The sequence below is a fragment of the Pseudomonas sp. RA_105y_Pfl2_P56 genome, assembly GCF_963970845.1.
GTDB classification, from domain to species: domain Bacteria; phylum Pseudomonadota; class Gammaproteobacteria; order Pseudomonadales; family Pseudomonadaceae; genus Aquipseudomonas; species Aquipseudomonas baetica_A.
This window is the reverse complement of the sequence record NZ_CAXAPL010000031.1, coordinates 1-24,253: the sequence shown is the minus strand read 5'-3', so window position 1 is coordinate 24,253 and position 24,253 is coordinate 1. Positions and strand designations below refer to the sequence as shown.

The 24,253-nt window shown below is 58.7% G+C and carries 24 protein-coding genes; 14 read left to right on the top strand and 10 right to left on the bottom strand.

Annotated features, from left to right (window positions below; translation table 11 throughout):
* Positions 1 to 47 precede the first annotated feature (47 nt).
* From AACY11_RS19995 to trpE, 6 genes are all read left to right on the top strand, one after another.
* Positions 48 to 1,295 carry an ABC transporter permease gene (locus AACY11_RS19995; RefSeq protein WP_339433314.1) on the top strand — a complete coding sequence of 416 codons (1,248 nt, stop codon included), beginning with the start codon at positions 48 to 50 and terminating at the stop codon, positions 1,293 to 1,295.
* A gap of 12 nt (positions 1,296 to 1,307) precedes the next feature.
* Positions 1,308 to 2,132, top strand: a complete 825-nt coding sequence (locus tag AACY11_RS19990) for an ABC transporter permease (protein WP_339433315.1) — start codon at positions 1,308 to 1,310, stop codon at positions 2,130 to 2,132.
* A gap of 161 nt (positions 2,133 to 2,293) precedes the next feature.
* Positions 2,294 to 3,442 carry an iron-containing alcohol dehydrogenase gene (locus AACY11_RS19985; protein WP_339433316.1) on the top strand — a complete coding sequence of 383 codons (1,149 nt, stop codon included), beginning with the start codon at positions 2,294 to 2,296 and terminating at the stop codon, positions 3,440 to 3,442.
* Between the two features lie 80 nt (positions 3,443 to 3,522).
* Complete coding sequence (gene rpe, locus AACY11_RS19980) at positions 3,523 to 4,197, top strand: ribulose-phosphate 3-epimerase (protein WP_007918813.1); 675 nt, start codon at positions 3,523 to 3,525, stop codon at positions 4,195 to 4,197.
* Positions 4,194 to 5,012 (top strand): phosphoglycolate phosphatase, encoded by an 819-nt coding sequence (locus tag AACY11_RS19975; RefSeq protein ID WP_339433318.1) that lies wholly within the window; start codon positions 4,194 to 4,196, stop codon positions 5,010 to 5,012. Before rpe ends, AACY11_RS19975 begins: the two co-directional genes overlap by 4 nt.
* A gap of 70 nt (positions 5,013 to 5,082) precedes the next feature.
* Entirely contained in the window at positions 5,083 to 6,564 is a 1,482-nt protein-coding gene (gene trpE, locus AACY11_RS19970) for an anthranilate synthase component I (protein WP_339433320.1), read from the top strand.
* 100 nt (positions 6,565 to 6,664) lie between these two features.
* Here trpE and estP read toward each other — a convergent pair whose 3' ends face one another.
* Entirely contained in the window at positions 6,665 to 8,572 is a 1,908-nt protein-coding gene (gene estP, locus AACY11_RS19965) for an esterase EstP (protein ID WP_339433321.1), read from the bottom strand.
* Positions 8,573 to 8,979: 407 nt separating this feature from the next.
* Between estP and AACY11_RS19960 the strand changes: the two genes are divergently transcribed.
* The 4 genes from AACY11_RS19960 (at position 8,980) to AACY11_RS19945 (ending at position 12,269) form a co-directional block, all read left to right on the top strand.
* Positions 8,980 to 9,573: an aminodeoxychorismate/anthranilate synthase component II gene (locus AACY11_RS19960; protein ID WP_339433322.1), complete on the top strand. Its 594-nt coding sequence runs from the start codon at positions 8,980 to 8,982 to the stop codon at positions 9,571 to 9,573.
* A gap of 9 nt (positions 9,574 to 9,582) precedes the next feature.
* Positions 9,583 to 10,632 carry an anthranilate phosphoribosyltransferase gene (gene trpD, locus AACY11_RS19955; RefSeq protein WP_123532375.1) on the top strand — a complete coding sequence of 350 codons (1,050 nt, stop codon included), beginning with the start codon at positions 9,583 to 9,585 and terminating at the stop codon, positions 10,630 to 10,632.
* Positions 10,629 to 11,465 (top strand): indole-3-glycerol phosphate synthase TrpC, encoded by an 837-nt coding sequence (gene trpC / locus AACY11_RS19950; protein WP_339433323.1) that lies wholly within the window; start codon positions 10,629 to 10,631, stop codon positions 11,463 to 11,465. The genes trpD and trpC overlap by 4 nt, the downstream gene beginning before the upstream one ends.
* Positions 11,466 to 11,561: 96 nt before the next feature.
* Entirely contained in the window at positions 11,562 to 12,269 is a 708-nt protein-coding gene (locus tag AACY11_RS19945; RefSeq protein WP_339495576.1) for a lipoate--protein ligase family protein, read from the top strand.
* Here the strand turns inward: AACY11_RS19945 and crp are convergent.
* Positions 12,266 to 12,910: a cAMP-activated global transcriptional regulator CRP gene (gene crp, locus AACY11_RS19940; RefSeq protein ID WP_339433325.1), complete on the bottom strand. Its 645-nt coding sequence runs from the start codon at positions 12,908 to 12,910 to the stop codon at positions 12,266 to 12,268. The genes AACY11_RS19945 and crp overlap by 4 nt on opposite strands.
* Positions 12,911 to 13,144: 234 nt before the next feature.
* Here crp and AACY11_RS19935 point away from each other — a divergent pair, with 234 nt between their 5' ends.
* Entirely contained in the window at positions 13,145 to 13,567 is a 423-nt protein-coding gene (locus AACY11_RS19935; RefSeq protein ID WP_221731079.1) for an OsmC family protein, read from the top strand.
* A 220-nt stretch (positions 13,568 to 13,787) separates the two neighbouring features.
* On the opposite strand, the gene coq7 is transcribed toward AACY11_RS19935, so the two are convergent.
* From coq7 to hemJ, 6 genes are all read right to left on the bottom strand, one after another.
* Positions 13,788 to 14,435, bottom strand: coding sequence for a 2-polyprenyl-3-methyl-6-methoxy-1,4-benzoquinone monooxygenase (gene coq7, locus AACY11_RS19930; protein WP_339433326.1), 648 nt, complete (start codon positions 14,433 to 14,435; stop codon positions 13,788 to 13,790).
* 200 nt (positions 14,436 to 14,635) lie between these two features.
* On the bottom strand, positions 14,636 to 14,974 hold the full coding sequence (locus tag AACY11_RS19925) for a histidine triad nucleotide-binding protein (protein ID WP_122594836.1): 339 nt from the start codon (positions 14,972 to 14,974) through the stop codon (positions 14,636 to 14,638).
* Between the two features lie 80 nt (positions 14,975 to 15,054).
* Complete coding sequence (locus AACY11_RS19920; RefSeq protein ID WP_339495575.1) at positions 15,055 to 15,843, bottom strand: SDR family NAD(P)-dependent oxidoreductase; 789 nt, start codon at positions 15,841 to 15,843, stop codon at positions 15,055 to 15,057.
* 61 nt (positions 15,844 to 15,904) lie between these two features.
* Positions 15,905 to 16,861, bottom strand: a complete 957-nt coding sequence (locus AACY11_RS19915; RefSeq protein WP_339495574.1) for a DUF805 domain-containing protein — start codon at positions 16,859 to 16,861, stop codon at positions 15,905 to 15,907.
* Between the two features lie 78 nt (positions 16,862 to 16,939).
* Positions 16,940 to 17,908, bottom strand: coding sequence for an NAD(P)H-dependent flavin oxidoreductase (locus AACY11_RS19910; protein WP_339495573.1), 969 nt, complete (start codon positions 17,906 to 17,908; stop codon positions 16,940 to 16,942).
* Between the two features lie 33 nt (positions 17,909 to 17,941).
* The gene (hemJ, locus tag AACY11_RS19905; protein WP_339433330.1) at positions 17,942 to 18,370 is read right to left on the bottom strand and encodes a protoporphyrinogen oxidase HemJ; all 429 of its coding nucleotides are present in this window, start codon (positions 18,368 to 18,370) and stop codon (positions 17,942 to 17,944) included.
* A 134-nt stretch (positions 18,371 to 18,504) separates the two neighbouring features.
* Here hemJ and argC point away from each other — a divergent pair, with 134 nt between their 5' ends.
* Positions 18,505 to 19,539, top strand: coding sequence for an N-acetyl-gamma-glutamyl-phosphate reductase (gene argC, locus AACY11_RS19900; protein WP_339495572.1), 1,035 nt, complete (start codon positions 18,505 to 18,507; stop codon positions 19,537 to 19,539).
* Positions 19,540 to 19,706: 167 nt separating this feature from the next.
* On the top strand, positions 19,707 to 20,057 hold the full coding sequence (gene erpA, locus AACY11_RS19895) for an iron-sulfur cluster insertion protein ErpA (protein WP_060541601.1): 351 nt from the start codon (positions 19,707 to 19,709) through the stop codon (positions 20,055 to 20,057).
* Positions 20,058 to 20,131: 74 nt separating this feature from the next.
* Here erpA and AACY11_RS19890 read toward each other — a convergent pair whose 3' ends face one another.
* Together AACY11_RS19890 and AACY11_RS19885 are read right to left on the bottom strand one after the other, a co-directional pair.
* On the bottom strand, positions 20,132 to 21,223 hold the full coding sequence (locus AACY11_RS19890) for an anhydro-N-acetylmuramic acid kinase (protein ID WP_339495571.1): 1,092 nt from the start codon (positions 21,221 to 21,223) through the stop codon (positions 20,132 to 20,134).
* A 3-nt stretch (positions 21,224 to 21,226) separates the two neighbouring features.
* Positions 21,227 to 22,642 (bottom strand): peptidoglycan DD-metalloendopeptidase family protein, encoded by a 1,416-nt coding sequence (locus tag AACY11_RS19885; RefSeq protein WP_339495594.1) that lies wholly within the window; start codon positions 22,640 to 22,642, stop codon positions 21,227 to 21,229.
* A gap of 212 nt (positions 22,643 to 22,854) precedes the next feature.
* On the opposite strand from AACY11_RS19885, the gene tyrS reads away from it, so the two are divergent.
* Entirely contained in the window at positions 22,855 to 24,060 is a 1,206-nt protein-coding gene (gene tyrS / locus AACY11_RS19880; protein ID WP_339433333.1) for a tyrosine--tRNA ligase, read from the top strand.
* The last annotated feature ends 193 nt before the right edge of the window (positions 24,061 to 24,253 follow it).

The following is a 24,253-nucleotide window of genomic DNA, read 5'->3' as shown; positions in this document are numbered from 1 at the left end:
AGGTGGTCCGCCACCTCTGTAACGATCAAAGATTTGCGGAGTACGTCATGGCCATCGCCGTTCCCCTGAACGAGGGCGCCAGCCCCACCTTGAAGCAGAAGCTCAAGCACGCCGAGCGGGTCAACCGCTGGAAGGCCCAGGCGTTGATTGCGCCGCTGGTGCTTTTTCTGTTGCTGGTGTTTCTCGTGCCGATCGTGGCGCTGCTCTACAAAAGCGTCGGCAACCCGGAAGTGGTCGGCGGCATGCCGCGCACCGTGGCGGCCATCGTCAGTTGGGACGGTCGCGGTCTACCCGCCGAACCGGTCTACAAGGCTGCCAGCGATGACCTCGCCGAAGCCCGGAAAAACTCGACGCTGGGCGATTTGTCCAAGCGCTTGAACATGGAGTTGGCCGGCTATCGCAGCCTGCTGACCAAAACGGCCCGGGCGCTGCCATTTGCCAGCGAGCCGGCCTCTTATAAAGCCGCCCTGGAAGCACTCGATGAGCGCTGGGGCGATCCGGCCTACTGGCAAGCGGTCAAGCGCAACACCAGCAGCATCACCCCGTATTACCTGCTGGCGGCAGTCGACCATCGCATCGACGACCTCGGCGAGATCGCCCCGGCCACCCCCGATCAGGCGATCTACCTCGATATCTTCGCCCGTACGTTCTGGATGGGCCTGGTCATCACCGTAATCTGCCTGCTGCTCGCTTATCCACTGGCTTATCTGCTGGCGAACTTGCCATCACGCCAGAGCAACCTGCTGATGATTCTGGTGCTGTTGCCGTTCTGGACCTCGATTCTGGTGCGCGTGGCCGCCTGGATCGTGTTGCTGCAATCGGGCGGTCTGATCAACGGCGCCCTGATGGCGATGGGCATCATCGATAAACCGCTGGAGTTGGTGTTCAACCGCACCGGCGTTTACATCTCGATGGTACACATCCTGCTGCCGTTCATGATTCTGCCGATCTACAGCGTGATGAAAGGCATCTCGCCAACCTACATGCGTGCCGCGATCTCGCTGGGCTGCCATCCGTTCGCCAGTTTCTGGCGGGTGTACTTCCCGCAGACCTACGCGGGTGTCGGCGCCGGTTGCCTGTTGGTGTTCATCCTCGCCATCGGCTACTACATCACCCCGGCGCTGCTCGGCAGCCCGAACGATCAGATGGTCAGCTACTTCGTCGCGTTCTACACCAACACCAGTATCAACTGGGGCATGGCCACCGCGCTGGGCGGCTTGCTGCTGCTGGCAACCGTGGTGCTTTATCTGATTTACAGCTGGCTGGTGGGCGCCAGTCGCCTGCGCCTGAGCTAAGGGGAATTTGAGATGCTGAGTCCTTACATGTCGCCCATCGAACGGGTGTGGTTCTACAGTTTGCGGATCCTGTGCGGCTTGATTTTGCTGTTCCTGATCCTGCCGGTGCTGGTGATCGTGCCGCTGTCGTTCAACTCGGGCAGTTTCCTGGTGTACCCGCTACAAGGCTTTTCGCTGCACTGGTATCAGGACTTCTTCGCCTCGGCGGAGTGGATGCGGGCGCTTCGCAACAGCATCATCGTGGCCCCGGCCGCAACCGCGCTGGCCATGGTCTTCGGTACGCTGGCAGCGATCGGCCTGACCCGTGGCGACTTTCCCGGCAAACCGCTGGTGATGGCGCTGGTGATTTCGCCGATGGTCGTGCCGGTGGTGATCATTGGTGTGGCCAGTTATCTGTTCTTTGCGCCACTGGGCCTGGGCAACAGCTTCTTCTCGCTGATCGTCGTGCATGCGGTACTCGGTGTGCCGTTTGTGATCATTACGGTGTCGGCGACGTTGCAGGGGTTTAACCATAATCTGGTGCGGGCGGCGGCCAGTCTTGGTGCTTCGCCGCTGACCGCGTTCCGTCGCGTGACTTTGCCGCTGATTGCGCCAGGGGTCATTTCCGGGGCGTTGTTTGCCTTTGCGACGTCGTTTGATGAAGTGGTGGTGACGTTGTTTCTGGCCGGGCCTGAGCAGGTTACGTTGCCTCGGCAGATGTTCAGCGGGATTCGCGAAAACCTCAGTCCGACGATTGCGGCTGCCGCGACCTTGCTGATCGCCTTCTCGGTGATCCTGCTGCTGACCCTGGAATGGTTGCGTGGCCGTAGTGAAAAACTGCGCACCGCCCAGGTCTAAAGCCGTACTCGGTGAAAACGGTGGGAGGGAGCAAGCCCCCTCCCACAAGGGATTTGTGTTGTGTGCGAAGTCTTGGGTTATTCACGACCTGAATAGCAGACAACCCCGAATCCCCAGCTAATCTTGTGCCCAGCTCCCCTATCTATAAGAGGCTGCGCACCATGAGTCTTTCCCAGTTCAAAATCGCTCACAAACTGATCACCGGCGCCGGCGCCATCGAGCAACTGGCGGCGGAACTCACCCGCCTCGACATCGACAACCCGCTGATCGTCACCGACGCCGCGCTGGTCAAATCCGGCACCGTTGAGCTGGCGCTGGTGCAACTGGGCGGGCGCGAGTACGAGATTTTCGACCGCGTGCTGCCGGACCCGGAAATCGCCATTGTCGAAGACTGCATGCGCGCGTACCGCGAGGGCGGGCATGACGGCTTGATTGGTCTGGGCGGCGGCAGTGCCATCGACATCGCCAAAAGTGTCGCCGCCTATGCCGGTTATCACGGCGCGCTGGAGGATCTGTTCGGCGTCGAACAGGTGCCACGCAAAGGCCCGCCACTGATCGCCATCCCGACCACCGCCGGCACCGGCTCGGAAGTGACCAACGTCGCCATTCTTTCGGACAAGGTTGCGCAACTGAAGAAAGGCATCGTCAGCGACTATCTATTACCGGACGTCGCGCTGGTCAGTCCGCAGATGACCCTGACGTGCCCACGCAGTGTCACCGCCGCCAGTGGCGTCGATGCGTTGGTGCATGCCATCGAATCCTATCTGTCGGTCAACGCCTCGCCGATCACCGATTCCCTGGCCATCGGCGCGATCAAACTGATCGCCAAGGCCCTGCCCAAGGCCTACGCCAACGGCGCCAACCTGCAAGCGCGGGAAGACATGGCCACCGCCAGCCTGATGGCCGGGATGGCCTTCGGTAACGCCGGGGTCGGTGCGGTGCATGCGCTGGCCTATCCGCTGGGCGGGCGTTTCAACATTGCCCATGGTGTCAGCAATGCGCTACTGCTGCCCTATGTCATGACCTGGAACAAGATGGCCTGCGTCGAGCGGATGCAGGATATTGCCGAAGCCATGGGGGTGAAGACCGCTCATCTGAGTGCCATTGAGGCAGCGGATAAAGCCGTGCAGGCCATGACCGACTTGTGTGCAGCGGTGGAGATTCCCGCCGGGTTGCGCAGTTTCGGTGTGCCGCAAGACGCGATCCCGGCCATGGCCTTGGAGGCCGCAGGCATTGAACGGCTGATGCGCAACAACCCCCGTAAACTCAGCGCTATTGATATCGAGAAGATCTACCGCGCCGCCTACTGATCATCGCCGTCACGGTGCGCGCGCGCAAACTTGAGGTATACAATGCGCGCCATCGTGATTTAGCTCAGTAAAGGTGCGTCATGCAGCCCTTCGTAATTGCTCCGTCGATTCTTTCCGCCGACTTCGCCCGCCTCGGCGAAGAAGTGGACAACGTCCTCGCCGCGGGTGCCGACTTCGTTCACTTCGATGTCATGGACAACCACTATGTGCCCAACCTGACCATCGGCCCGATGGTTTGCGCGGCATTGCGCAAGTACGGCGTCACTGCGCCGATTGACGCGCACCTGATGGTCAGCCCGGTGGATCGCATCGTTGGCGACTTCATCGAAGCCGGCGCCACCTACATCACCTTTCACCCGGAAGCCACGTTGCACGTCGATCGCTCGCTGCAACTGATCCGCGAGGGAGGCTGCAAGTCCGGTCTGGTGTTCAACCCAGCGACCCCGCTGGACGTGCTCAAGTACGTGATCGACAAGGTCGACATGGTTCTGCTGATGAGCGTCAACCCAGGCTTTGGCGGGCAGAAGTTCATTCCCGGCACCCTCGACAAACTGCGCGAAGCACGGGCGATCATCGATGCGTCGGGGCGTGACATCCGTCTGGAAATCGACGGCGGCGTCAACGTCAACAACATCCGTGAAATCGCTGCCGCTGGCGCCGACACCTTTGTGGCCGGCTCGGCGATCTTCAATGCACCGAACTATCAGGAAGTCATCGACAAGATGCGTTCCGAACTGGCGCTGGCGCGCCCATGAGCGGTTTTGAGCAGCTGTTCCCGGGCAAACTGCCACGGTTGGTGATGTTCGATCTGGATGGCACGCTGATCGACTCGGTTCCCGACCTGGCAGCGGCGGTGGACAACATGCTGCTCACCCTCGGCCGCCAGCCGGCGGGCATCGAGTCGGTGCGCGAGTGGGTTGGCAATGGCGCGCCGGTATTGGTGCGTCGTGCGCTGGCCGGCGGTATCGATCATGCCTCTGTGGATGACGTCGAAGCCGAGCAAGCGCTGGAAATTTTCATGCAGGCCTACGGCGCCAGCCACGAGCTGACCGTGGTCTATCCCGGCGTGCGCGACACGCTCAAATGGCTGCAAAAGCAAGGCGTGGCCATGGCGCTGATCACCAACAAGCCGGAGCGTTTCGTCGCGCCGCTGTTGGACCAGATGAAAATCGGCCGCTATTTCAAATGGATCATCGGCGGCGATACCTTGCCGCAGAAGAAACCCGACCCGGCCGCGCTGTTCTTCGTGATGAAAATGGCCAACATCCCGGCCTCGCAATCGCTGTTTGTCGGCGACTCGCGCAGTGACGTGCTGGCCGCGAAAGCGGCGGGGGTCAAATGTGTGGCACTGAGTTACGGCTACAACCATGGCCGACCGATTGCCGAGGAATACCCGGCACTGGTGATCGACGACCTGCGCAAGCTAATTCCCGGTTGCCTGGATCCGGCCGCTGAGATAACGTTGCCCGACGCTTCTCAATCCCCTTCTGGAAACGCCATCGTGGTGGTCACCCGCAAACTCTGGATGAAAGTCATCAAGGCCCTGGCCCGCTGGCGTTGGCGCGCCTGACTTGTTTCTGGCCGGCCTGCCGGCGCGTTTGCACACCTGACTGACAGCACCTCACACCACGAGGCATCTTATGATTCGCGAAGAATTCCTGCGCTTGGCCGCTGATGGCTACAACCGCATTCCGTTGGCCTGCGAAACCCTGGCCGACTTCGACACGCCGCTGTCGATCTACCTGAAACTGGCTGACCAACCCAACTCCTACCTGCTCGAGTCCGTGCAGGGCGGCGAGAAATGGGGCCGTTACTCGATCATCGGTCTGCCGTGCCGCACCGTGCTGCGGGTTTACGATCATCACGTCAGCATCACCGTTGATGGCGTCGAGACTGAAAGCCATGACGTTGAAGATCCGCTGGCCTTCGTCGAAACCTTCAAGGCCCGCTACAACGTGCCGACCATTGCTGGCCTGCCGCGATTCAACGGCGGCCTGGTCGGTTATTTCGGTTACGACTGCGTGCGTTATGTCGAGAAACGCCTGGGCAAGTGCCCGAACCCTGATCCGCTGGGCGTACCGGACATTCTGTTGATGGTGTCCGATGCGGTCGTGGTGTTCGACAACCTCGCCGGCAAGATGCACGCCATTGTGCTGGCCGACCCTGCGCAGGCGGATGCCTACGAGCAAGGTCAGGCGCAATTGCAGGGACTGCTGGAGAAGCTGCGCCAGCCGATCACCCCGCGTCGTGGTCTGGACTTCAGCAAGCAGCAGTCCGCTGACCCGGTGTTCCGCTCCAGTTTTACTCAAGACGATTACGAAAAAGCCGTCGACACCATCAAGCAATACATCCTCGCCGGTGACTGCATGCAGGTCGTGCCGTCGCAGCGCATGTCGATCGACTTCAAGGCCGCACCGATCGATCTGTATCGCGCCTTGCGCTGTTTCAACCCGACGCCGTACATGTACTTCTTCAACTTCGGCGACTTCCACGTCGTCGGCAGTTCGCCGGAAGTGCTGGTGCGGGTCGAGGATAACCTGATCACGGTGCGTCCGATTGCCGGTACTCGCCCGCGTGGCGCGACAGAAGAAGCCGATCTGGCGCTGGAAGAAGACCTGCTGTCCGACGATAAAGAGATCGCCGAGCACTTGATGCTGATCGATCTGGGGCGTAACGACACCGGACGTGTCTCGGAAATCGGTTCGGTGAAACTCACCGAGAAGATGGTCATCGAGCGTTATTCCAACGTGATGCACATTGTTTCCAACGTCACCGGCCAGTTGAAAACCGGGCTGACGGCGATGGACGCGCTGCGGGCGATTCTGCCGGCGGGCACCTTGTCCGGGGCACCGAAGATTCGTGCGATGGAAATCATCGACGAACTCGAACCGGTCAAGCGTGGTGTGTATGGCGGCGCGGTGGGTTACTTCGCCTGGAACGGCAACATGGACACCGCGATTGCGATCCGTACCGCGGTGATCAAGAACGGCGAACTGCACGTACAGGCCGGTGGCGGCATCGTCGCCGACTCGGTGCCAGCGCTGGAATGGGAAGAAACCCTGAACAAGCGCCGTGCGATGTTCCGTGCCGTGGCACTGGCCGAGCAAACCCCGGATAGCTGAGTTCACGCCAATACCTGTGGGAGCAGGCTTGCTCGCGAAAGCGGCGGATCTGCGAATATTCAACGCGGCGCCCAAAAGGACGCCGCGTTTTTTATTGATCCTAGAAGTCCAGCACGACGCCGACGTTAACCCCCTGCTGGGTAAAGTCATCGTCCTTGCGCAACGTATAACCGCCACGCAGCGCCAGATCGGCCGTCAGTTTATGGCTGACGCCCAGGCTCAAACGGTTCAAATGACTCTGCGGTGTGTAGCCCTCGAGTTTGAAGTCGTTGGCCGGCAGGGTATTGAGCGCGATGTTGACCTTCTGCACGTCATCCTCGTACTCACGTTCGTGGGCGTACTCACCAAACACCTGGGTTTGTGGGGTGATGTTGTACTTGCCCTGAATACCGAGGCCCAGACGTTTCGAATCGCGCGCCTGGTCATCGAAGGTCAGCGCTGTGGCCCGGTTGCTCTTTTCCGAGTAACCGTCGACATCCACGCTGGCGTAGTCGGCGCTGACGAACGGCGACAAATGCCATTCACTGCCCGGTTGGGCAATGTCGTATCCGATGCGGGTACTGAACGCCCACAGGTGGCCGTCGGTATCACCTTTCTCCGCACCTTCACTGACGCCCAGATCGAACTTGCGCTTGAGGTTGTCGTAGTCGAGTTTGCCACCGGTCAGCGCAGCGTCAGCCCACCAGCGGTTTTGCTGGAACTGGGCGAAGGCTGTCGCCAGATAGCTGTTGAGTTTGTAGTCCGAATCGTTGTGGCCTGCCTCCAGATTCTGCCGGTAGAAACCTGCCGCTACGCCTAACCGCCAAGCGTCATTGAGGCGATAGCTGCCACCCACGTTGAGGTTGTAACCACTGCCGTCGGCGCTGGCGCCGCTGCTTTGGCTGTCGACATCCAGGTGCTGGCCACCGGCGGAGACAATCGCCCGCCACTGACCGACGGGTTGCCAGTTCTCCCAATCCGCTTTCCATTGAGTACGCAGTTCATCCTGGTGCGCACGCAGCGTGGCGTGGGCCATTTCCGGCAGCAGTGTCAGCTCCCACGGTGCGGCCAACAGCGAATAGGCGTAGTCGGAGATCAGTTTCTGCCCGGTTTCGGTCGGGTGTACGCCGTCGTTGTAGATCAGCTTGCTCGGATCCGGCGTCGCACTGTTGATGCCGTAGCGGGCATTCTCCGTGCAACTGCTGCCGCTGAAGCAGGTTGCGGTCAGGTTCTGGTCGGTGGCCAGGCCAAAACGTCCGGGATCTGCGAAAGCCTCCGACAGGAGCACTGGAATATTCAACGGAATGATTTCAGCGTTGATGCCCTGTAAACGTGTCACCAATTGGCTGTTGAACTGGCTGGCGAGTTGACTGCTGAGCGCCTGAAAAGGCGTACCGTTGATGGCCGGGGTCAAACCGACATCAGGCAACAGCCAGACCATCACGTATTTGGCGCCGGCCGTTTGCAGGGCTTGTACGCTGTCAGCCAATCGGTCGGCACCCGCGTTAGCCTGAGGCAGGCTGAGAATTCGACCCTGCAGGAAGTCATTGCCACCGCCGGAAATGTAGTACAGCGCATTCGGGTCGGCGCGCAAGCCGTTCGACGGCAGGTAGCCGGCGCGGGTGCGTTCCCCTGTGGCAGATTGCGTAGTGATCGAGTCAAGGATCTGGTCAGTTCGATACCCCCCCACCGCCCAGTTGTTGCCGTCCGGCAGGCCTGCGTTGGCGCGTACAGCGGAGCTGGAGGAGGCCGTTTGATCCGCCGTAAACCCGAGGCGTCCGCCCAGCAGTTGCGTGGAGTTCAGCGAGCGCAGTTCACCGCTGCCATCCAGATAAACCGGGCCGGTACGGTTGGTATAGCGCTGGGTGGCGCCCGCCGGGCCGCCGGTGTCGGTGAATGTCCCGGCATCGTTGAGGCTGTCGCCAAAGACAATGAAGCTTGAGTATGGATTGGGTGCAGCATTCGCCTGGGCGCAGGCCAGGGCGAGCAAGCAACCGGCCAGCGGTGCAAACAACGTCTGTTTGATCATGAGCAAGTCCATTTATTTATTGTTGTAGGTGAACGAAACGACAGTACCAAAAACTTTCGACCTTTAGCCATCGGTCACGAACCCTTGCGTAGTTTTGTCCCCAGTCAGCCCCGCCATATTGCACGCTCTGCCCAGCTAAGTTACTGTGCCGGAACGTATGAACGAGACCTTCCCCGTGTTGATCACCAGCAAACTTCTGGATCAAGTCATCAAGGCACACGCCCGTTGGCGTTGGCGCGCCTGAATCTTTTCTGCCGGCCTGGCCGGATTTGTATCGCTTTGCCTTCCTTGCCCGTTTGAAATGCCGCTTTGCCGACGCCACCTGTGCGCCCGACATCGTGCAGCGCCCTGCGGGCAAGTCATCTGAAGGCTGTCTTCAAGTCAGAATTCAAGAGGTTCGAAACGCCATGTTGCTGATGATCGACAACTACGACTCCTTTACTTACAACGTTGTGCAGTACCTCGGCGAACTGGGGGCCGAAGTCAAAGTCGTGCGCAACGACGAATTGACCATTGCCGAAATCGAAGCGCTCAAGCCAGAGCGCATCGTGGTTTCTCCGGGGCCTTGCACGCCGACCGAAGCCGGCATCTCCATCGAGGCCATCAAGCACTTTGCCGGCAAGCTGCCCATTCTCGGCGTCTGCCTCGGCCACCAGTCCATCGGTCAGGCCTTTGGCGGGAATGTGGTGCGTGCCCGCCAAGTGATGCACGGTAAGACTAGTCCGGTATTCCATGAGGACAAGGGCGTTTTCGAAGGTCTCAACCATCCGCTGACTGTCACCCGCTACCACTCGCTGATCGTCAAGCACGCGACCTTGCCCGATTGCCTGGAGCTGACGGCCTGGACGCAACACGAAGACGGCTCTGTCGACGAAATCATGGGCCTGCGTCACAAGACCCTGAACATAGAAGGTGTACAGTTCCACCCCGAGTCGATCCTGACTGAGCAGGGCCATGAACTGTTTGCCAACTTCCTCAAACAAACCGGCGGCACGCGCTAAGGACTTCCCGTGAATATCAAGACAGCCCTGAGCCGTATCGTCGATCACCTCGACCTCAGCACCGATGAAATGCGCGACGTGATGCGCGAAATCATGACCGGCCAATGCACTGACGCGCAGATCGGCGCGTTCATGATGGCCATGCGCATGAAGAGCGAAAGCATCGATGAAATCGTCGGCGCCGTATCGGTGATGCGTGAACTGGCCGATCAGGTCGAACTCAAGACCCTCGACGGTGTGGTCGATGTGGTCGGCACCGGCGGTGACGGTGCCAACATTTTCAACGTATCGACCGCTTCTTCTTTTGTTGTTGCGGCAGCGGGTTGCACCGTGGCCAAACACGGCAATCGCGCGGTGTCGGGCAAGAGCGGCAGCGCCGACTTGCTGGAAGCCGCCGGTATCTACCTCAACCTGACGCCGGTTCAGGTCGCCCGTTGCATCGACAACGTCGGCATCGGTTTCATGTTTGCCCAGACCCATCACAAAGCCATGAAGTATGCCGCCGGCCCGCGCCGCGATCTGGGGCTGCGTACGCTGTTCAACATGCTCGGCCCGCTTACGAATCCGGCCGGTGTTAAACATCAGGTGGTGGGTGTGTTCAACCCGGCGTTGTGCCGCCCGTTGGCGGAAGTCTTGCAACGCTTGGGCAGCAAGCATGTGCTGGTGGTGCATTCCAAGGATGGTCTGGACGAATTCAGCCTTGCTGCGCCGACTTTTGTTGCCGAGCTGAAAAACAACGAGATCACCGAGTATTGGGTCGAACCCGAGGACTTGGGCATGAAGAGCCAGAGCCTGCACGGCCTGTCGGTCGACGGCCCGGAAGCTTCGCTGGCGTTGATCCGCGACGCACTGGGCAAGCGCAAAACCGAGAACGGCCAGAAAGCCGCCGAAATGATTGTGCTCAACGCCGGCGCGGCACTCTACGCCGCCGACGTGGCCAGCAGTTTGAAACAAGGCGTGGAGCTGGCGCACGACGCTCTGCACACCGGCCTCGCTCGGGAAAAACTCGAGGAGCTGGGCGCCTTTACCGCGGTATTCAAAGTGGAGAATGAAGGATGAGTGTACCGACGGTTCTGGAAAACATTCTGGCGCGCAAAGTTCAGGAAATCGCCGAGCGTAGCGCTCGTGTGAGCCTGAGCGAGCTGGAAAATCTGGCCAAGGCGGCCGATGCGCCCCGTGGTTTCGCCCAGGCGTTGTTGGCGCAGGCCAAGACCAAGCAGCCGGCGGTCATTGCCGAGATCAAAAAGGCGTCGCCAAGCAAAGGCGTGATCCGCGAAAACTTCGTTCCGGCCGACATTGCCAAAAGTTACGAGAAGGGTGGGGCGACCTGTCTTTCCGTACTGACCGATATCGATTACTTCCAAGGCGCCGATGCGTACCTGCAACAGGCTCGCGCCGCGTGCAAACTGCCGGTGATCCGCAAGGACTTCATGATCGATCCGTACCAGATCGTCGAAGCCCGTGCGCTGGGCGCCGACTGCGTGCTGTTGATCGTTTCTGCACTGGATGACGTGAAAATGGCCGAGTTGGCGTCGGTGGCCAAAGGCGTTGGTCTTGATGTCTTGGTGGAAGTGCACGACGGTGATGAGCTGGAGCGTGCATTGAAAACTCTCGATACGCCACTGGTCGGGGTCAACAACCGTAATCTGCACACTTTCGACGTCAGTCTGGAAACCACCCTCGACCTGCTCCCGCGTATTCCGCGCGATCGCTTGGTAATTACCGAGAGCGGCATCCTCAACCGTGCAGATGTCGAACTGATGGAAATCAGCGACGTTTACGCGTTCCTGGTCGGCGAAGCGTTCATGCGCGCCGAAAGCCCGGGGGTCGAATTGCAGCGTCTGTTCTTCCCGGAACGTGGGGCTGCGGTCAGCGGCTCGACCCTCGACTGATCTTTTTTGCAGGCGCCCGCGTCCCCTTTGGGGCCGGGCTTGCTCGCGAAGAGGCCCTCAAATTCTCTAAAGACTTCAAGTCTGTCGGAGCCATGCATGTCGCAGCCAACCGCCCTGACCATCGAAGCCGGACTGCAAGCCGAGCAGGACTTGCTCGCCTCCGTCTGCGCCGGTGATGCGGAGTTCGGTCTTCTGTTCTGGCGACCCAGCGACCGCGCGCTGGTCATGCCGCGCCGCCTCAATCGCCTCCCCGGTTTCGAACATGCCTGCGAAGTCTCTGCCGCTGCCGGCTGGCCGGTGCTTCTGCGCGAAACTGGCGGCGAACCCGTCCCGCAATCTGCGGCGACGATCAACATTGCACTGGTCTACGCGCCACCCCGCAACGAAGGCGATCTGAACCGCATCGAAACCGGCTACCGCCGCTTGTGCGATCCGATCTGTCAGTTGCTTGATGAGTTGGGCGGCACATCGTCCTTGGGTGAGATCGACGGAGCTTTTTGTGACGGGCGTTTCAACGTTAATCTCGACGGCCGCAAAATGGTTGGCACCGCCCAGCGCTGGCGCCATAGTCAGGGCGGACAGCGTCCGGTAGGCCTGGTACACGGTGCGATGCTGATGGAGAACGAACGCGAATCGATGGTCGCGGCGGTCAATCGTTTCAACCAAGCTTGTGGCCTGGAATCGCGAGTGCGTGCCGAAAGCCATATCGCTTTGCACGAGAAATTCAGCGCGCCACAGGCGTTGGCGCGACTCGATGAGCTCTTTCGTTTAATGCTGGCGCAGATGTACAGCGTCGGTATCTAACGCGTACCGAAGACCACCATCGTCTTGCCTTTCACGTCGACCAGGTTGCGCTCCTCCAGATCCTTGAGCACACGACCGACCATCTCCCGCGAACAACCGACGATCCGGCCGATTTCCTGACGGGTCACCTTGATCTGCATGCCGTCCGGGTGGGTCATCGCGTCGGGTTGCTTGCACAACTCCAACAGGCAGCGTGCCACTCGTCCCGTGACGTCGAAGAACGCCAGATCGCCGACCTTGCGCGTGGTGTTGCGCAGGCGTTGTGCGATTTGTCCGCTGAGGACGTAAAGAATGTCCGGATCCTGCTGTGACAATTCGCGGAACTTCGCGTAGCTGATTTCCGCCGTTTCGCACTCGACCTTGGCCCGCACCCAGGCACTGCGCTGCTGTTCCTGGCCGGCCTGTTCAAACAGTCCCAGTTCGCCGAAGAAGTCCCCCGCATTCAGGTACGCAATGATCATCTCGCGGCCGTCGTCATCCTCGATCAGGATCGTCACCGACCCCTTGATGATGAAGTACAACGTGTCCGAACGATCGCCAGCACAAATGATGTTGCTCTTGGCCGCATGCCGGCGGCGTTGACAATGCGTCAACAGCTTGTCGAGGTTCTTGATTTTGGGTGTGGGGGTAATAGCAACCATGGTTGTATCCCGAAAAAACTGCACGGTTATGTTTGATTTTTTATGAGGCGCTGAAGGCGGTCGCTACACAACTGGCTGAGCGCCAGCGAATTGGCGCCAGCTTACCAGACACTTCCGCGCAAATTCGAGAAATTACCTACGCTGGTGGAGCATTCGTCCTATGAACGCTGCTCGCTGCCAGAGCAAAGCCCTGTGATAAGCTGGCGACCCTTTTTTTACAGTGGAGTCTGGGCGATGAAGGCACGCATCCAATGGGCTGGTGAGGCCATGTTTCTCGGCGAATCCGGTAGTGGGCATGTTGTGGTCATGGACGGTCCGCCGGACGCCGGTGGTCGTAATCTGGGTGTTCGCCCGATGGAAATGCTCCTGCTGGGCGTCGGCGGTTGCAGCAACTTCGACGTGGTCAGCATTCTGAAAAAGTCCCGTCAGAACGTTGAAAGCTGTGAAGCCTTCCTTGAAGCCGAGCGCGCGACTGAAGATCCGAAGGTGTTCACCAAGATCCACATGCACTTCGTGGTCAAGGGCCGTGGCCTGAAAGAAGCTCAGGTCAAGCGCGCTATCGAACTGTCTGCCGAAAAATATTGCTCGGCTTCGATCATGCTCGGCGCCGCTGGCGTTGCTATCACCCACGATTACGAAATCGTCGAACTCGGTTGAATCGACATTCAACCGTCATAAAGGCAGTGCAGGATCTGGCGACCCCCGGTTGACGTCTGCATGATGCGCCACTTTTTTAAGGGCGGTGATCGGCCAGCCGGCGGGGCCGAGGCACAAAAAAGGCGACTACTTAGCGGTAGTCGCCTTTTTTATGGCTGGGATAAAGAAGCGGTGGGCGTTGACTGACCAGCGAAGAGGCTCTTTCGCAGGGATGCAATCTTCAGATCCGGTAGGTGCTCTTGGTCATCACCTTCGCCAAAAGACTCATCCCGAACTTGACCGGTGCCGGAAAGCGGAAACCGCCAGCCTCCAGCGCACTTTCGGCATGATGCTCTTCATCGATACGCATCTGCTGCAGAATTGCCCGAGATTTTTCATCCTCAGTCGGCAGTTGCTCCAGATGCTCATTCAAGTGTTTGCACACCTGATGCTCGGTGGCCGCGACAAACCCCAGGCTGACCTTGTCGCTGATCAAGCCAGCGACAGCACCGATGCCGAACGACATGCCATAAAACAGCGGATTGAGAACGCTGGTATGGCTCCCTAGTTGCTGGATGCGTTGTTCGCACCAGACCAGGTGATCAATTTCCTCTTCGGCGGCGTGCTCCATGGCTTCGCGCACCTGCGGCAACTTGGCGGTCAGCGCCTGGCCCTGATACAGCGCTTGGGCACAGACTTCACCGGTATGGTTGATACGCATCAGGCCGGCGACATGGCGGGTGTCTTCGTCGCTCATTTGTGTTTCCGGCTGCAGGATGGCCGGCGACGGGCGGTACGGCTGGCCACTGAATGGCAGTAATGTACGCATCGCGGCATCGGCTTGCAGCAGAAGACGGTCAATCGGCGAGTAGTGACGTTGGGTAGTCATGCTGACCTCCGGGAAGAATCTCGATGGCCAGTTTAACCGAATCGGCCAGGGAAGGTTTGCGCTGGGTCATATGCCGCAGGGGCATGCCGCTTTGTGGGCGCGGGGTGTGCTCGCGAAAACGGTGTGTCAGCCGAAGATGCTCCGAAAGTACTCACATCTTCACGAGCAAGCCCCACCCCCGCAGTGGAGGGGATTGTGCCTTAGCCCGGTGGCCAGTTCATCTGGCGCTGACCCAGTACGTGCATATGAATGTGATAGACGGTCTGCCCACCTTTTTCATTGCAGTTCATCACCACGCGAAAGCCTTCTTCACAACCCAACTCCAGCGCCAGACGCTGTGCAGTGAACAGGATATGCCCAGCCAGTGCCTTGTCGTCTTCAGTCAGATCATTGAGGGTACGCACCGGTTTCTTCGGGATCACCAGAAAATGTACCGGTGCCTGAGGGGCGATGTCGTGGAACGCCAGAACCTGGTCGTCCTCGTAAATGATGTTCGCCGGGATTTCCCGGTTGATGATCTTGGTGAACAGAGTATCCACTGCTGTTTTCTCCGTTGTGTGGGCTGGCCTGAGTGTACTCATGGGGAATGGGCCCGCCCAGTGTTTTGCCGTAGGACAGTTCAGCGCGGGCAGTAAGCCTTGTTGACCATGCCGACGAGGGTGCGATTGAGCCAGCGCGAACCGAGTCGCGGCAGAAACGCGAGCCAGCGATTGCGCCGTCCTGGAATGATGATCGCGCGGTTTTTTTCCAGTGCGCGCACGGTGTATAGCGCGACTTCTTCGGGACTCATCAGCATTTTGCTGTCGTTGAGTTTGTCGTTGTTGAGCTGCGCGGTGCGGAAAAAGGCTGTGCGGGTAGGGCCAGGGCACAGAACCGAAACTTTTACTGCGCTCTGCTTGAGTTCCACGCGCAGCGCTTCGGAAAAATGCAGGACATAGGCCTTGCTGGCGTAGTACGTGCTCATCCACGGGCCGGGATTGAACGCGGCAATCGAGGCAACGTTGAGAATCTGCCCGCCACCCTGCAGCGCCATGCTGTTGCCGATCGCATGGCACAAGCGGGTGAGGGCGAGGATGTTGACCTCGATCAGATCCTGTTCGGTCATCCAGTCCTGAGCCAAAAAGGGGCCACAGGTACCGATGCCGGCGCAGTTCACCAACAGATCGATCTGTCGGTCACCTTCTTCAAGCTCCAGCAAAAAACCGGACAGGCGCAACGGCTCGCCCAGATCGCAGGCGCGGAACAGCACATCGACGCCGAAGCGCTGGGTCAGTTCGATCGCAATGCTTTCCAGCTGATCACGCTGTCGTGCCACCAGAATCAGGTTGCGGCCGCGCCGGGCCAGCGCTTCGGCCATGGCCAGGCCGATTCCGCTGGAGGCGCCAGTGATCAGAGCGTAACGGGTCATGCAATTCTCCATCGCAACAACTGCGCGCCAGCGACGCGGGTGTCACGGCGGGGAGCGCTGTTCATTCGTTCGCAGAGTCTACAGGGGCCTGCGCGGCTTCGGCTGCCTCGTCAGCGGAATTTGCTGCCGGCTCGACTTCGACTTCGACATCGATTTCGTCGGTGGTCACAGAGCCGCTTTCGTAACTGCTTTCCAGGGTGCTTTCGTATTCCTGCTGAACCGCCGAGATTCCACCGAGTATTGCGCCCGCGAATATCAGCGCGACAAACACGATCCACAGGGAGCACAGCACTTTCACTGCGGTGCTGTTGGGGGGCGGTGGAGGGCCATAGCGATTGGCGACGGTATTGCCGGGGACGGCCATAATCACCAGCGGGAAGAAACTGCCCACGAACGGTACAAGGTTCAGTAACCACAGCCAGCCTGACCAGCCGATGTCGTGCAAACGTTGAACGGTGAACAGGATGCTGACAATCATGAATCCCAGAAACAGGAAAAAGGCAAAGATGCCGCCGATGATCAGTCCGGTGGTGGAGTCACTGCTGACCAGTCCCAGCGCAATCAAGGCGAACACGCCGACGATGGGCATCGTCACCAGGCTGAGTACCATCGTCCAGGCCAGAAAGCGTAAACGTCCAATCCTGCCTTCGACGCTGAATGGTTTGAGCGTGGCGAATGGCGGCAGGCTCTCGCCTACGCTGGCGCGAGGTGGTGCATAGGGTGAGTCCGGTTCTGCCACGCCAGCGGATTGTTCGTGGACGTCCGATAGCTTCAGCTCAATGGCTGTTTCTGTTTCGATGCGCGCATCGATCCCGGTTTTGCTCAGCGCTTGCAAATAAGCTTGGGCATCGCCATGGGACAGGTCGCGTTTGAGTGCCACTGTACTGCCATTGAACAGACGCTCGATGGCGGTCACTTCGGTTTTGAACAGATCCGCCAGATTGAGTTTGGCAGTGGTGATATCGACACCGGGCTGTAGAGCGCCGTCGAAAACGATCTTGTAACGGGTGTCGCTCATGGGCGAGGCATCCTTGTCGCGAGTAGATTGAAAGGTCGTTAGTGTAAGGCCTGTCCACCAGGGACGGGCGCAATTTTCTCAGCGAGGCCAGCGTTTGGGCAACTGCGCTGCGCGCTCCTGGGCCTGGCGGTACTCGGCATCGAGGCGCGCGATCAACTGATCCACGCTTGGCAGATCATCGATCTGTCCGACACCTTGACCGGCAGACCACACGGTTTTCCAGGCTTTGGCTTCGTCGCTTATTGGTTTGAGCTTATCGCCGAAATTCACTTCGCCCTTGCCTTGTAGCGCGGTCATGTCGAAACCGGCTGCCTCCAGGCTTTGACGCATGAAACTGGCAGGCACCCCCGAGACCGCGGGAGTATGAATGATGTCTGCCGCTTTGGCTGTCAGCAGCATCTGCTTGTAGGCGTCAGGTGCATGACTTTCAGTGGTGCCGATAAATCGCGTACCGAAGTAGGCCAAATCCGCGCCGAGCATCTGTGCAGCGAGAATCTCATGCCCATGGTTCAGGCATCCTGCAAGCAACAACGTTTTGTCGAAGAACTCACGGATCTCGGCAATCAGTGCAAACGGGCTCCAGGTACCGGCATGACCGCCGGCGCCGGCCGCCACTGCGATCAAACCGTCGACACCCGCCTGGGCAGCCTTCTCGGCATGACGGCGGGTGGTGACGTCGTGGAAGACCAGACCGCCATAGCTGTGCACGGCGTCGACCAGCTCCTTGACCGCGCCGAGACTGGTGATGACGATGGGCACCTTGTGCTCGATGCAGATATTCAGATCCGCCTGCAAACGCGGGTTGCTGTTGTGAACAATAAGGTTCACTGCGTACGGTGCCGGGTTGTTCAGTGTCGCCAACCCCGCTTCGATCTGTTCCAGCCAGGCTTTGAAACCGCTGCTTTCGCGTTGGTTCAGCGCCGGGAAGCTACCGACCACGCCATTACGGCAGCAGGCGATCACCAGTTCAGGGTTGGAGATCAGAAACATCGGCGCCGCTACCACTGGCAGGCGCAGACGTTGTTCGAGCAGAGCGGGCAGCGACATTGGAAGTACCCCAAAGTGTTGTGTTCGTTGAAGTTAGAACGGCTTGACCACGACCAGAATTACGATAGCCAGCAATATCAGAACCGGCACTTCATTGAACCAGCGATAAAAGACATGGCTGCGGGTGTTCTCGCCACGAGCGAAACGTTTTACCTGCGCGCCGCACATGTGGTGGTAGCCGATCAGCAAGACGACCAGGGTCAGTTTCGCGTGGATCCAGCCCCCCTGGCTGAAGATGCTCGGGTTGAGGTAGATCAGCCAGCCGCCAAAAATCAGCGTAGCGATCATTGCCGGGCCCATGATGCCGCGATACAGCTTGCGCTCCATGACGCTGAAGCGTTCCTTGCTGACGGTGTCTTCACTTTGCGCGTGATACACGAACAGTCGCGGCAGGTAAAACAGCCCGGCAAACCAGCAAACGACGCTGACGATGTGAAAAGCCTTGATCCACAGATAGAGCATTTTGGTTTTTCCCTCATTCACGGTAAGCCGGATAGTAGAGGCTTGAGCGTCCGCACGTCACCTTGATGGTTGTCGCAGGCGCGCGTGGCCCCTATTATCGACGGCTTTCCAGTGGGTTCGTTGAGGGCAGGTTTATGGTCAAGGTCGGTATCGTCGGCGGCACGGGTTACACCGGTGTCGAACTGCTGCGTCTGTTGGCGCAGCATCCGCAGGCAGAAGTGGTCGTGATCACTTCCCGATCCGAGGCCGGTCTGCCCGTGGCTGACATGTACCCGAACCTGCGCGGACACTACGACGGCCTGGCGTTCAGCGTGCCCGATATCAAAACGTTGGGCGCTTGCGATGTGGTGTTTTTCGCGACGCCGCACGGTGTGGCTCACGCACTGGCAGGTGAATTGCTGGCCGCAGGCACCAAGGTCATCGACCTGTCTGCGGACTTCCGTCTTCAAGACGCTGAAGAATGGGCAAAGTGGTACGGTCAGCCTCACGGTGCTCCGCAGTTGCTGGATGAAGCTGTCTATGGCTTGCCTGAAGTCAATCGTGAGCAAATCAAGAAAACACGCCTGATCGCGGTGCCGGGTTGCTATCCAACCGCAACACAGTTGGGTTTTCTGCCGTTGCTTGAAGCCGGTCTGGCCGACACCTCGCGTTTGATCGCTGACTGCAAGTCCGGTGTCAGCGGTGCAGGTCGCGGCGCGGCTGTAGGCTCGCTGTACTCCGAGACGTCGCAAAGCATGAAGGCCTACGCGGTGAAAGGTCACCGTCACCTGCCGGAAATTCGCCAAGGGCTGCGTCGTGCGGCGGGCAAGGATGTCGGTCTGACGTTCGTTCCTCACTTGACCCCGATGATCCGTGGCATTCATTCCACGCTCTACGCGACCGTGGTTGATCGCTCGGTGGATCTGCAGGCATTGTTCGAAAAGCGGTATGCCGATGAGCCGTTCGTCGATGTGATGCCAGCCGGCAGTCATCCGGAAACCCGCAGTGTGCGCGGCGCCAACGTTTGCCGTATTGCGGTTCACCGTCCGCAGGATGGCGATCTGGTTGTGGTGTTGTCAGTGATCGACAACCTGGTCAAAGGCGCGTCGGGGCAGGCGGTGCAGAACATGAACATCCTGTTCGGCCTGGACGAGCGTTTCGGTCTGTCCCACGCCGGTATGCTGCCGTAACCTTTCGGTTGCACAGTAAAAAGGCCCGTTGAACGGGCCTTTTTGCGTTCTGAACCGCCGATCGGCTTGATTGATATACCGTAACAATAGTTGACCGATTTTCTCGGACAAGCGGATAATGCGCGTCATCACGCATTATGGCGGCGTAACGCCGGGAGATAGTCAGCATGAGCGTCGAATCCTTCACCCCCACGGCTTTGCAATTCACCCACGGTGCCGCGCACAAGGTGAAGAGCCTGGTCGATGAAGAGGGGAATGATCGCTTGAAGCTGCGCGTATTCGTTACGGGCGGCGGTTGTTCAGGGTTTCAATACGGTTTCACCTTCGATGAAGAGGTGGCAGAGGACGACACCATCGTCGAGCGCGAAGGCGTGAGTCTGGTGGTTGACCCGATGAGCTTCCAGTACCTGGCCGGTGCCGAGGTGGATTACCAGGAAGGTCTGGAAGGTTCGCGTTTCGTGATCAAGAACCCTAACGCCACCACGACCTGTGGTTGCGGATCTTCGTTCTCGATCTGATCGCACTTCGCTGTACACAGCAAAACGCCGCAGAGCCTCACGGTTCTGCGGCGTTTTGTTTTCTGTGAGTTGAGTCAGGCCGGGTAGATGGCGCCAAGTACTCGAAGGCCGCGGGCGCCGGTGACACTTGGGCGGTTGGCGGCAATGCCTTCGAGACAGCAATGGGCCAGCCAAGCGAAAGCCATGGCTTCGACCCAGTCCGGGTCTACACCGCGCGTGGCGGTGTTGGCGACTTTTGCCTTCGGCAGCAGATCGGCCAGTCGCTTCATAAGCGTGGCATTGTGCGCGCCGCCACCGCAGACCAACAGTTCTTTGGTATCGGATTGAGCGCTTTGCAGCGACTCAACGATAGTCAGCGCAGTCAGCTCCAGCAACGTGGCCTGGACGTTTTCAGCAGCAAGCTTCGGTAGGTGCGAGAGGTGCTGCTCCAGCCAAGGCAGATTGAACACTTCCCGCCCCGTGCTTTTCGGCCCTTTGGTCACGAAGAAAGGGTCGCTGAGCAGTGCTTTGAGCAGGCTTGGTTCAACGGCGCCAGTGGCTGCCCACTGACCATTGCGATCGTAGTTTTCTCCGACTTGTTGTTGAATCCAGGCGTCCATCAGCACGTTTCCGGGGCCGCAGTCGAAACCGGCTACAGGCTTGTTCGGCTCGATCAGGCTGAGATTGCTGAAACCGCCGACATTCAAGACAGCCTGGTTGCCGGTACGCTCTTCGAACAAGGCTTCATGGAAGGCTGGTACCAGTGGCGCGCCTTGGCCTCCGGCAGCGACATCGCGGCTGCGGAAGTCGCTGACCACGGTGATCCCCGTCAACTCTGTCAGCAGGGCTGGGCTGCCGATTTGTACGGTGAAGCCGCGTGCGGGCTCATGGCGAATGGTCTGGCCGTGACTGCCTATCGCGCGTATGGCTTGAGGTTGGAGCTTCTGCTGATCGAGGAGGGTGTGAATGCCCCGAGCGGCGAGCTTTACCCAGTTCTGCTGTGCAATCGCAGAGCGGGCGATCTCGTCAGGGCCGCTGGCGCACAAGCCAAGTAGCTCGGCGCGCAGGGGGTCAGGCATAGGGATGTAATGCGAGGCGATCAGTTTGATCGCCGGGGCAAGTTCGATCAGCGCGATGTCCAGGCCATCGAGGCTGGTGCCCGACATTACACCGATATACAGGGTCATGGCTTAACGCTTGCTCGAAGCCAGCATTGTGGCCTTCTCTTTATCCATGCGTGCCATCAGCGGCTGGCTCTGAGCCATGAAGCGAGCGCGCTCGGATTTGGCGATCGGATCGGCCATTGGCAGCTTTTGTCCCAGTGGATCGACGTGAACGCCGTTGACCTGGAATTCATAGTGCAAGTGCGGACCGGTGGAGAGGCCGGTGGTGCCAATGTAGCCGATCACTTGGCCCTGCTTGACGGTACCACCGGTTTTTACGCCTTTGGCGAAGCCTTGCATGTGGCCGTAAAGGGTACGGTAAGTATTGCCGTGCTGGATGATCACTGTGTTGCCGTAGCCACCGCGACGGCCGGCCAACAGCACTTTGCCGTCACCGGCAGCCTTGATGGGGGTGCCGCGTGGTGCTGCGTAATCGACACCTTTATGAGCGCGGATCTTGTTGAGAATAGGGTGTTTACGTCCCATGGAGAACTTCGAGCTGATGCGGGCAAAGTCCACCGGGGTACGGATAAACGCCTTGCGCATGCTGTTGCCGTCAGCCGTGTAATAGCTGCTGTTGCCCTGTTTGTTGGTGTAACGAACTGCGGTGTAGGTCTTGCCTCGGTTGGTGAACCGCGCGGACAGGATCGGACCGTTGCCGACAGCTTTGCCGTTAACCACTTTCTGCTCGTAGATGACGTCGAAATCATCACCCTGACGGATGTCCTGCGCAAAGTCGATGTCATAGCCGAATACGTTGGCCATATCCATGGTCAGGCTGTGAGAGAGACCAGCACGCGCAGCGGACTGCGACAGCGAACTGTTGATGACGCCGTGTGCATAAGCAGTGCGAACGGTAGGTTTCGCGATAACACGGTTGAAGGAATAACCTTTGTCATTCTTGGTCAGGGTGATGGTTTCGACATCACTGACCTTGCTGTGAAGGCTGGTCAGTTGCCCTTCCGGATTCAGATCGAATTCGAGTTTCTGGCCGTGTTTGAGCTGGCTGAATTGCTTGGCTTGCTTGTCACTGGCCAGTACTTCATGCACGGCCGAAGCCGGCAGCCCCACCTTTTCGAATAATGTGGACAGCGTATCGCCCTTGGCGACGACGATTTCACGGTGCCCGGGGTCTTTCGGTTTTTCGGGGGGCTGAGCTGTCGCAGAGGCGGCTTCAGTGGTGTTTTCGCTACTGTTTTCTACCTGTGCAAATGGCGAAGCTACTGGCTCGTTTGTGGCTTGAGCCGCGTCAGCGGCGTCTTGATCTTGTGCCAGTTGATCAGCAGGACTTTCCAGTTCAAGGCTCAGGGTTGTCTTTTTGGCTTCAACATCACTGGAAGGAAATACCAGGAGCGCCAGGCTGAGAAGGGCGGCGATTCCACTTGCGGCGAGCAGGTGGGTCTTCGGGTAAAGCGGCGGCGCTTTAGACTGTTCTGTGGTCATAAGTAATTTTGACTTTGAAAAATGATGAATTGGAAAAGATGAATGACATGATGAAGATGAAATAACTGTATAAAATATAACCAAATCATCTCTGAAGCAAGTCTACAGACCTCGCGTCTGTGGATTGGTGTCCGTGCGCCGGGCAAAACTTGTAATTGGTGCGCGATCTTGTATGGTTGGTTCCCTTTGAATCTGAGCCTTGCGGGTCTGTTATGAAGTCGGTTGAAGAGCAGCTAGCGCTGATTAAACGTGGTGCGGAAGAACTGTTGGTCGAGTCCGAGCTGGTCGAGAAGCTCAAGCGTGGCCAGCCGCTGCGTATTAAGGCTGGTTTCGATCCAACCGCTCCCGATCTGCACTTGGGTCACACCGTGCTTATTAATAAGCTGCGCCAGTTCCAGGAGCTGGGGCATCAGGTGATCTTCCTTATAGGTGACTTTACCGGGATGATCGGTGATCCGAGCGGCAAGAGCGCAACACGGCCGCCGCTGACTCGTGAGCAGGTTTTGGAAAATGCCGAGACATACAAGACTCAGGTGTTCAAGATTCTTGATCCGGCGAAGACCGAAGTTGCGTTCAACTCCACCTGGATGGATCAGATGGGGCCGGCAGATTTCATTCGTCTGACTTCGCAGTACACCGTTGCTCGCATGCTTGAACGTGATGACTTCGATAAGCGATACACCACCAATCAGCCGATCGCGATTCACGAATTTCTCTATCCGTTGGTTCAGGGTTATGACTCTGTCGCTCTGCGTGCGGATGTCGAGTTGGGTGGTACCGATCAGAAGTTCAATCTCCTGATGGGGCGTGAGTTGCAACGTGGTTATGGTCAAGAGGCTCAGTGCATTCTGACTATGCCGCTGCTGGAAGGGCTGGATGGCGTGAAGAAAATGTCCAAGTCGCTGGGCAATTACGTCGGCATCCAGGAGGCGCCTGGTGTCATGTACGGCAAGCTGGTTTCTATTCCGGATGCGCTTATGTGGCGTTACTTCGAGTTGCTCAGTTTCCGTACCATGGATGAGATTGGTGCGTTCCGTGCTGATGTAGAGGCTGGAGCCAATCCGCGCGATATCAAAATCAAACTGGCTGAAGAGATCGTTGCACGCTTCCATGGTGAAGAGGCGGCTGCCAATGCTCACCGCGCAGCGGGTAATCGTATGAAGGATGGCGAGTTGCCGGATGATCTGCCGGAGATCGAATTGGCTTCTGCTGAAGATATGCCAATCGCTGCTGTCCTTAACAAGGCGGGCCTGGTGAAGAACTCCGCTGCTGCACGAGATCTGCTGGCTTCTGGTGGTGTGCGGGTTGATGGTGAGGTGGTTGATCGCTCCTTTATATACGTACTGGGGGCGACTCACGTTTGCCAGGCCGGTAAGAAGGCATTCGCGCGTATTTCGTTGAAGTCTGAGGGGAATTGAAAATAGGTGTTGACGGCGAATTCCAGACGTCTATAATTCGCCCCACTTCCGGCGCAGTCGAAACGGAAAACTCCTTGAGATTCAATGAGTTATGATGTTTTCGGCAGTGGGTTGCTTCAGGTTATCGAAGCCAGAAAGAAGTTGAAAAAGAGGTGTTGACAGCAGCGTGTAACGCTGTAGAATTCGCCTCCCG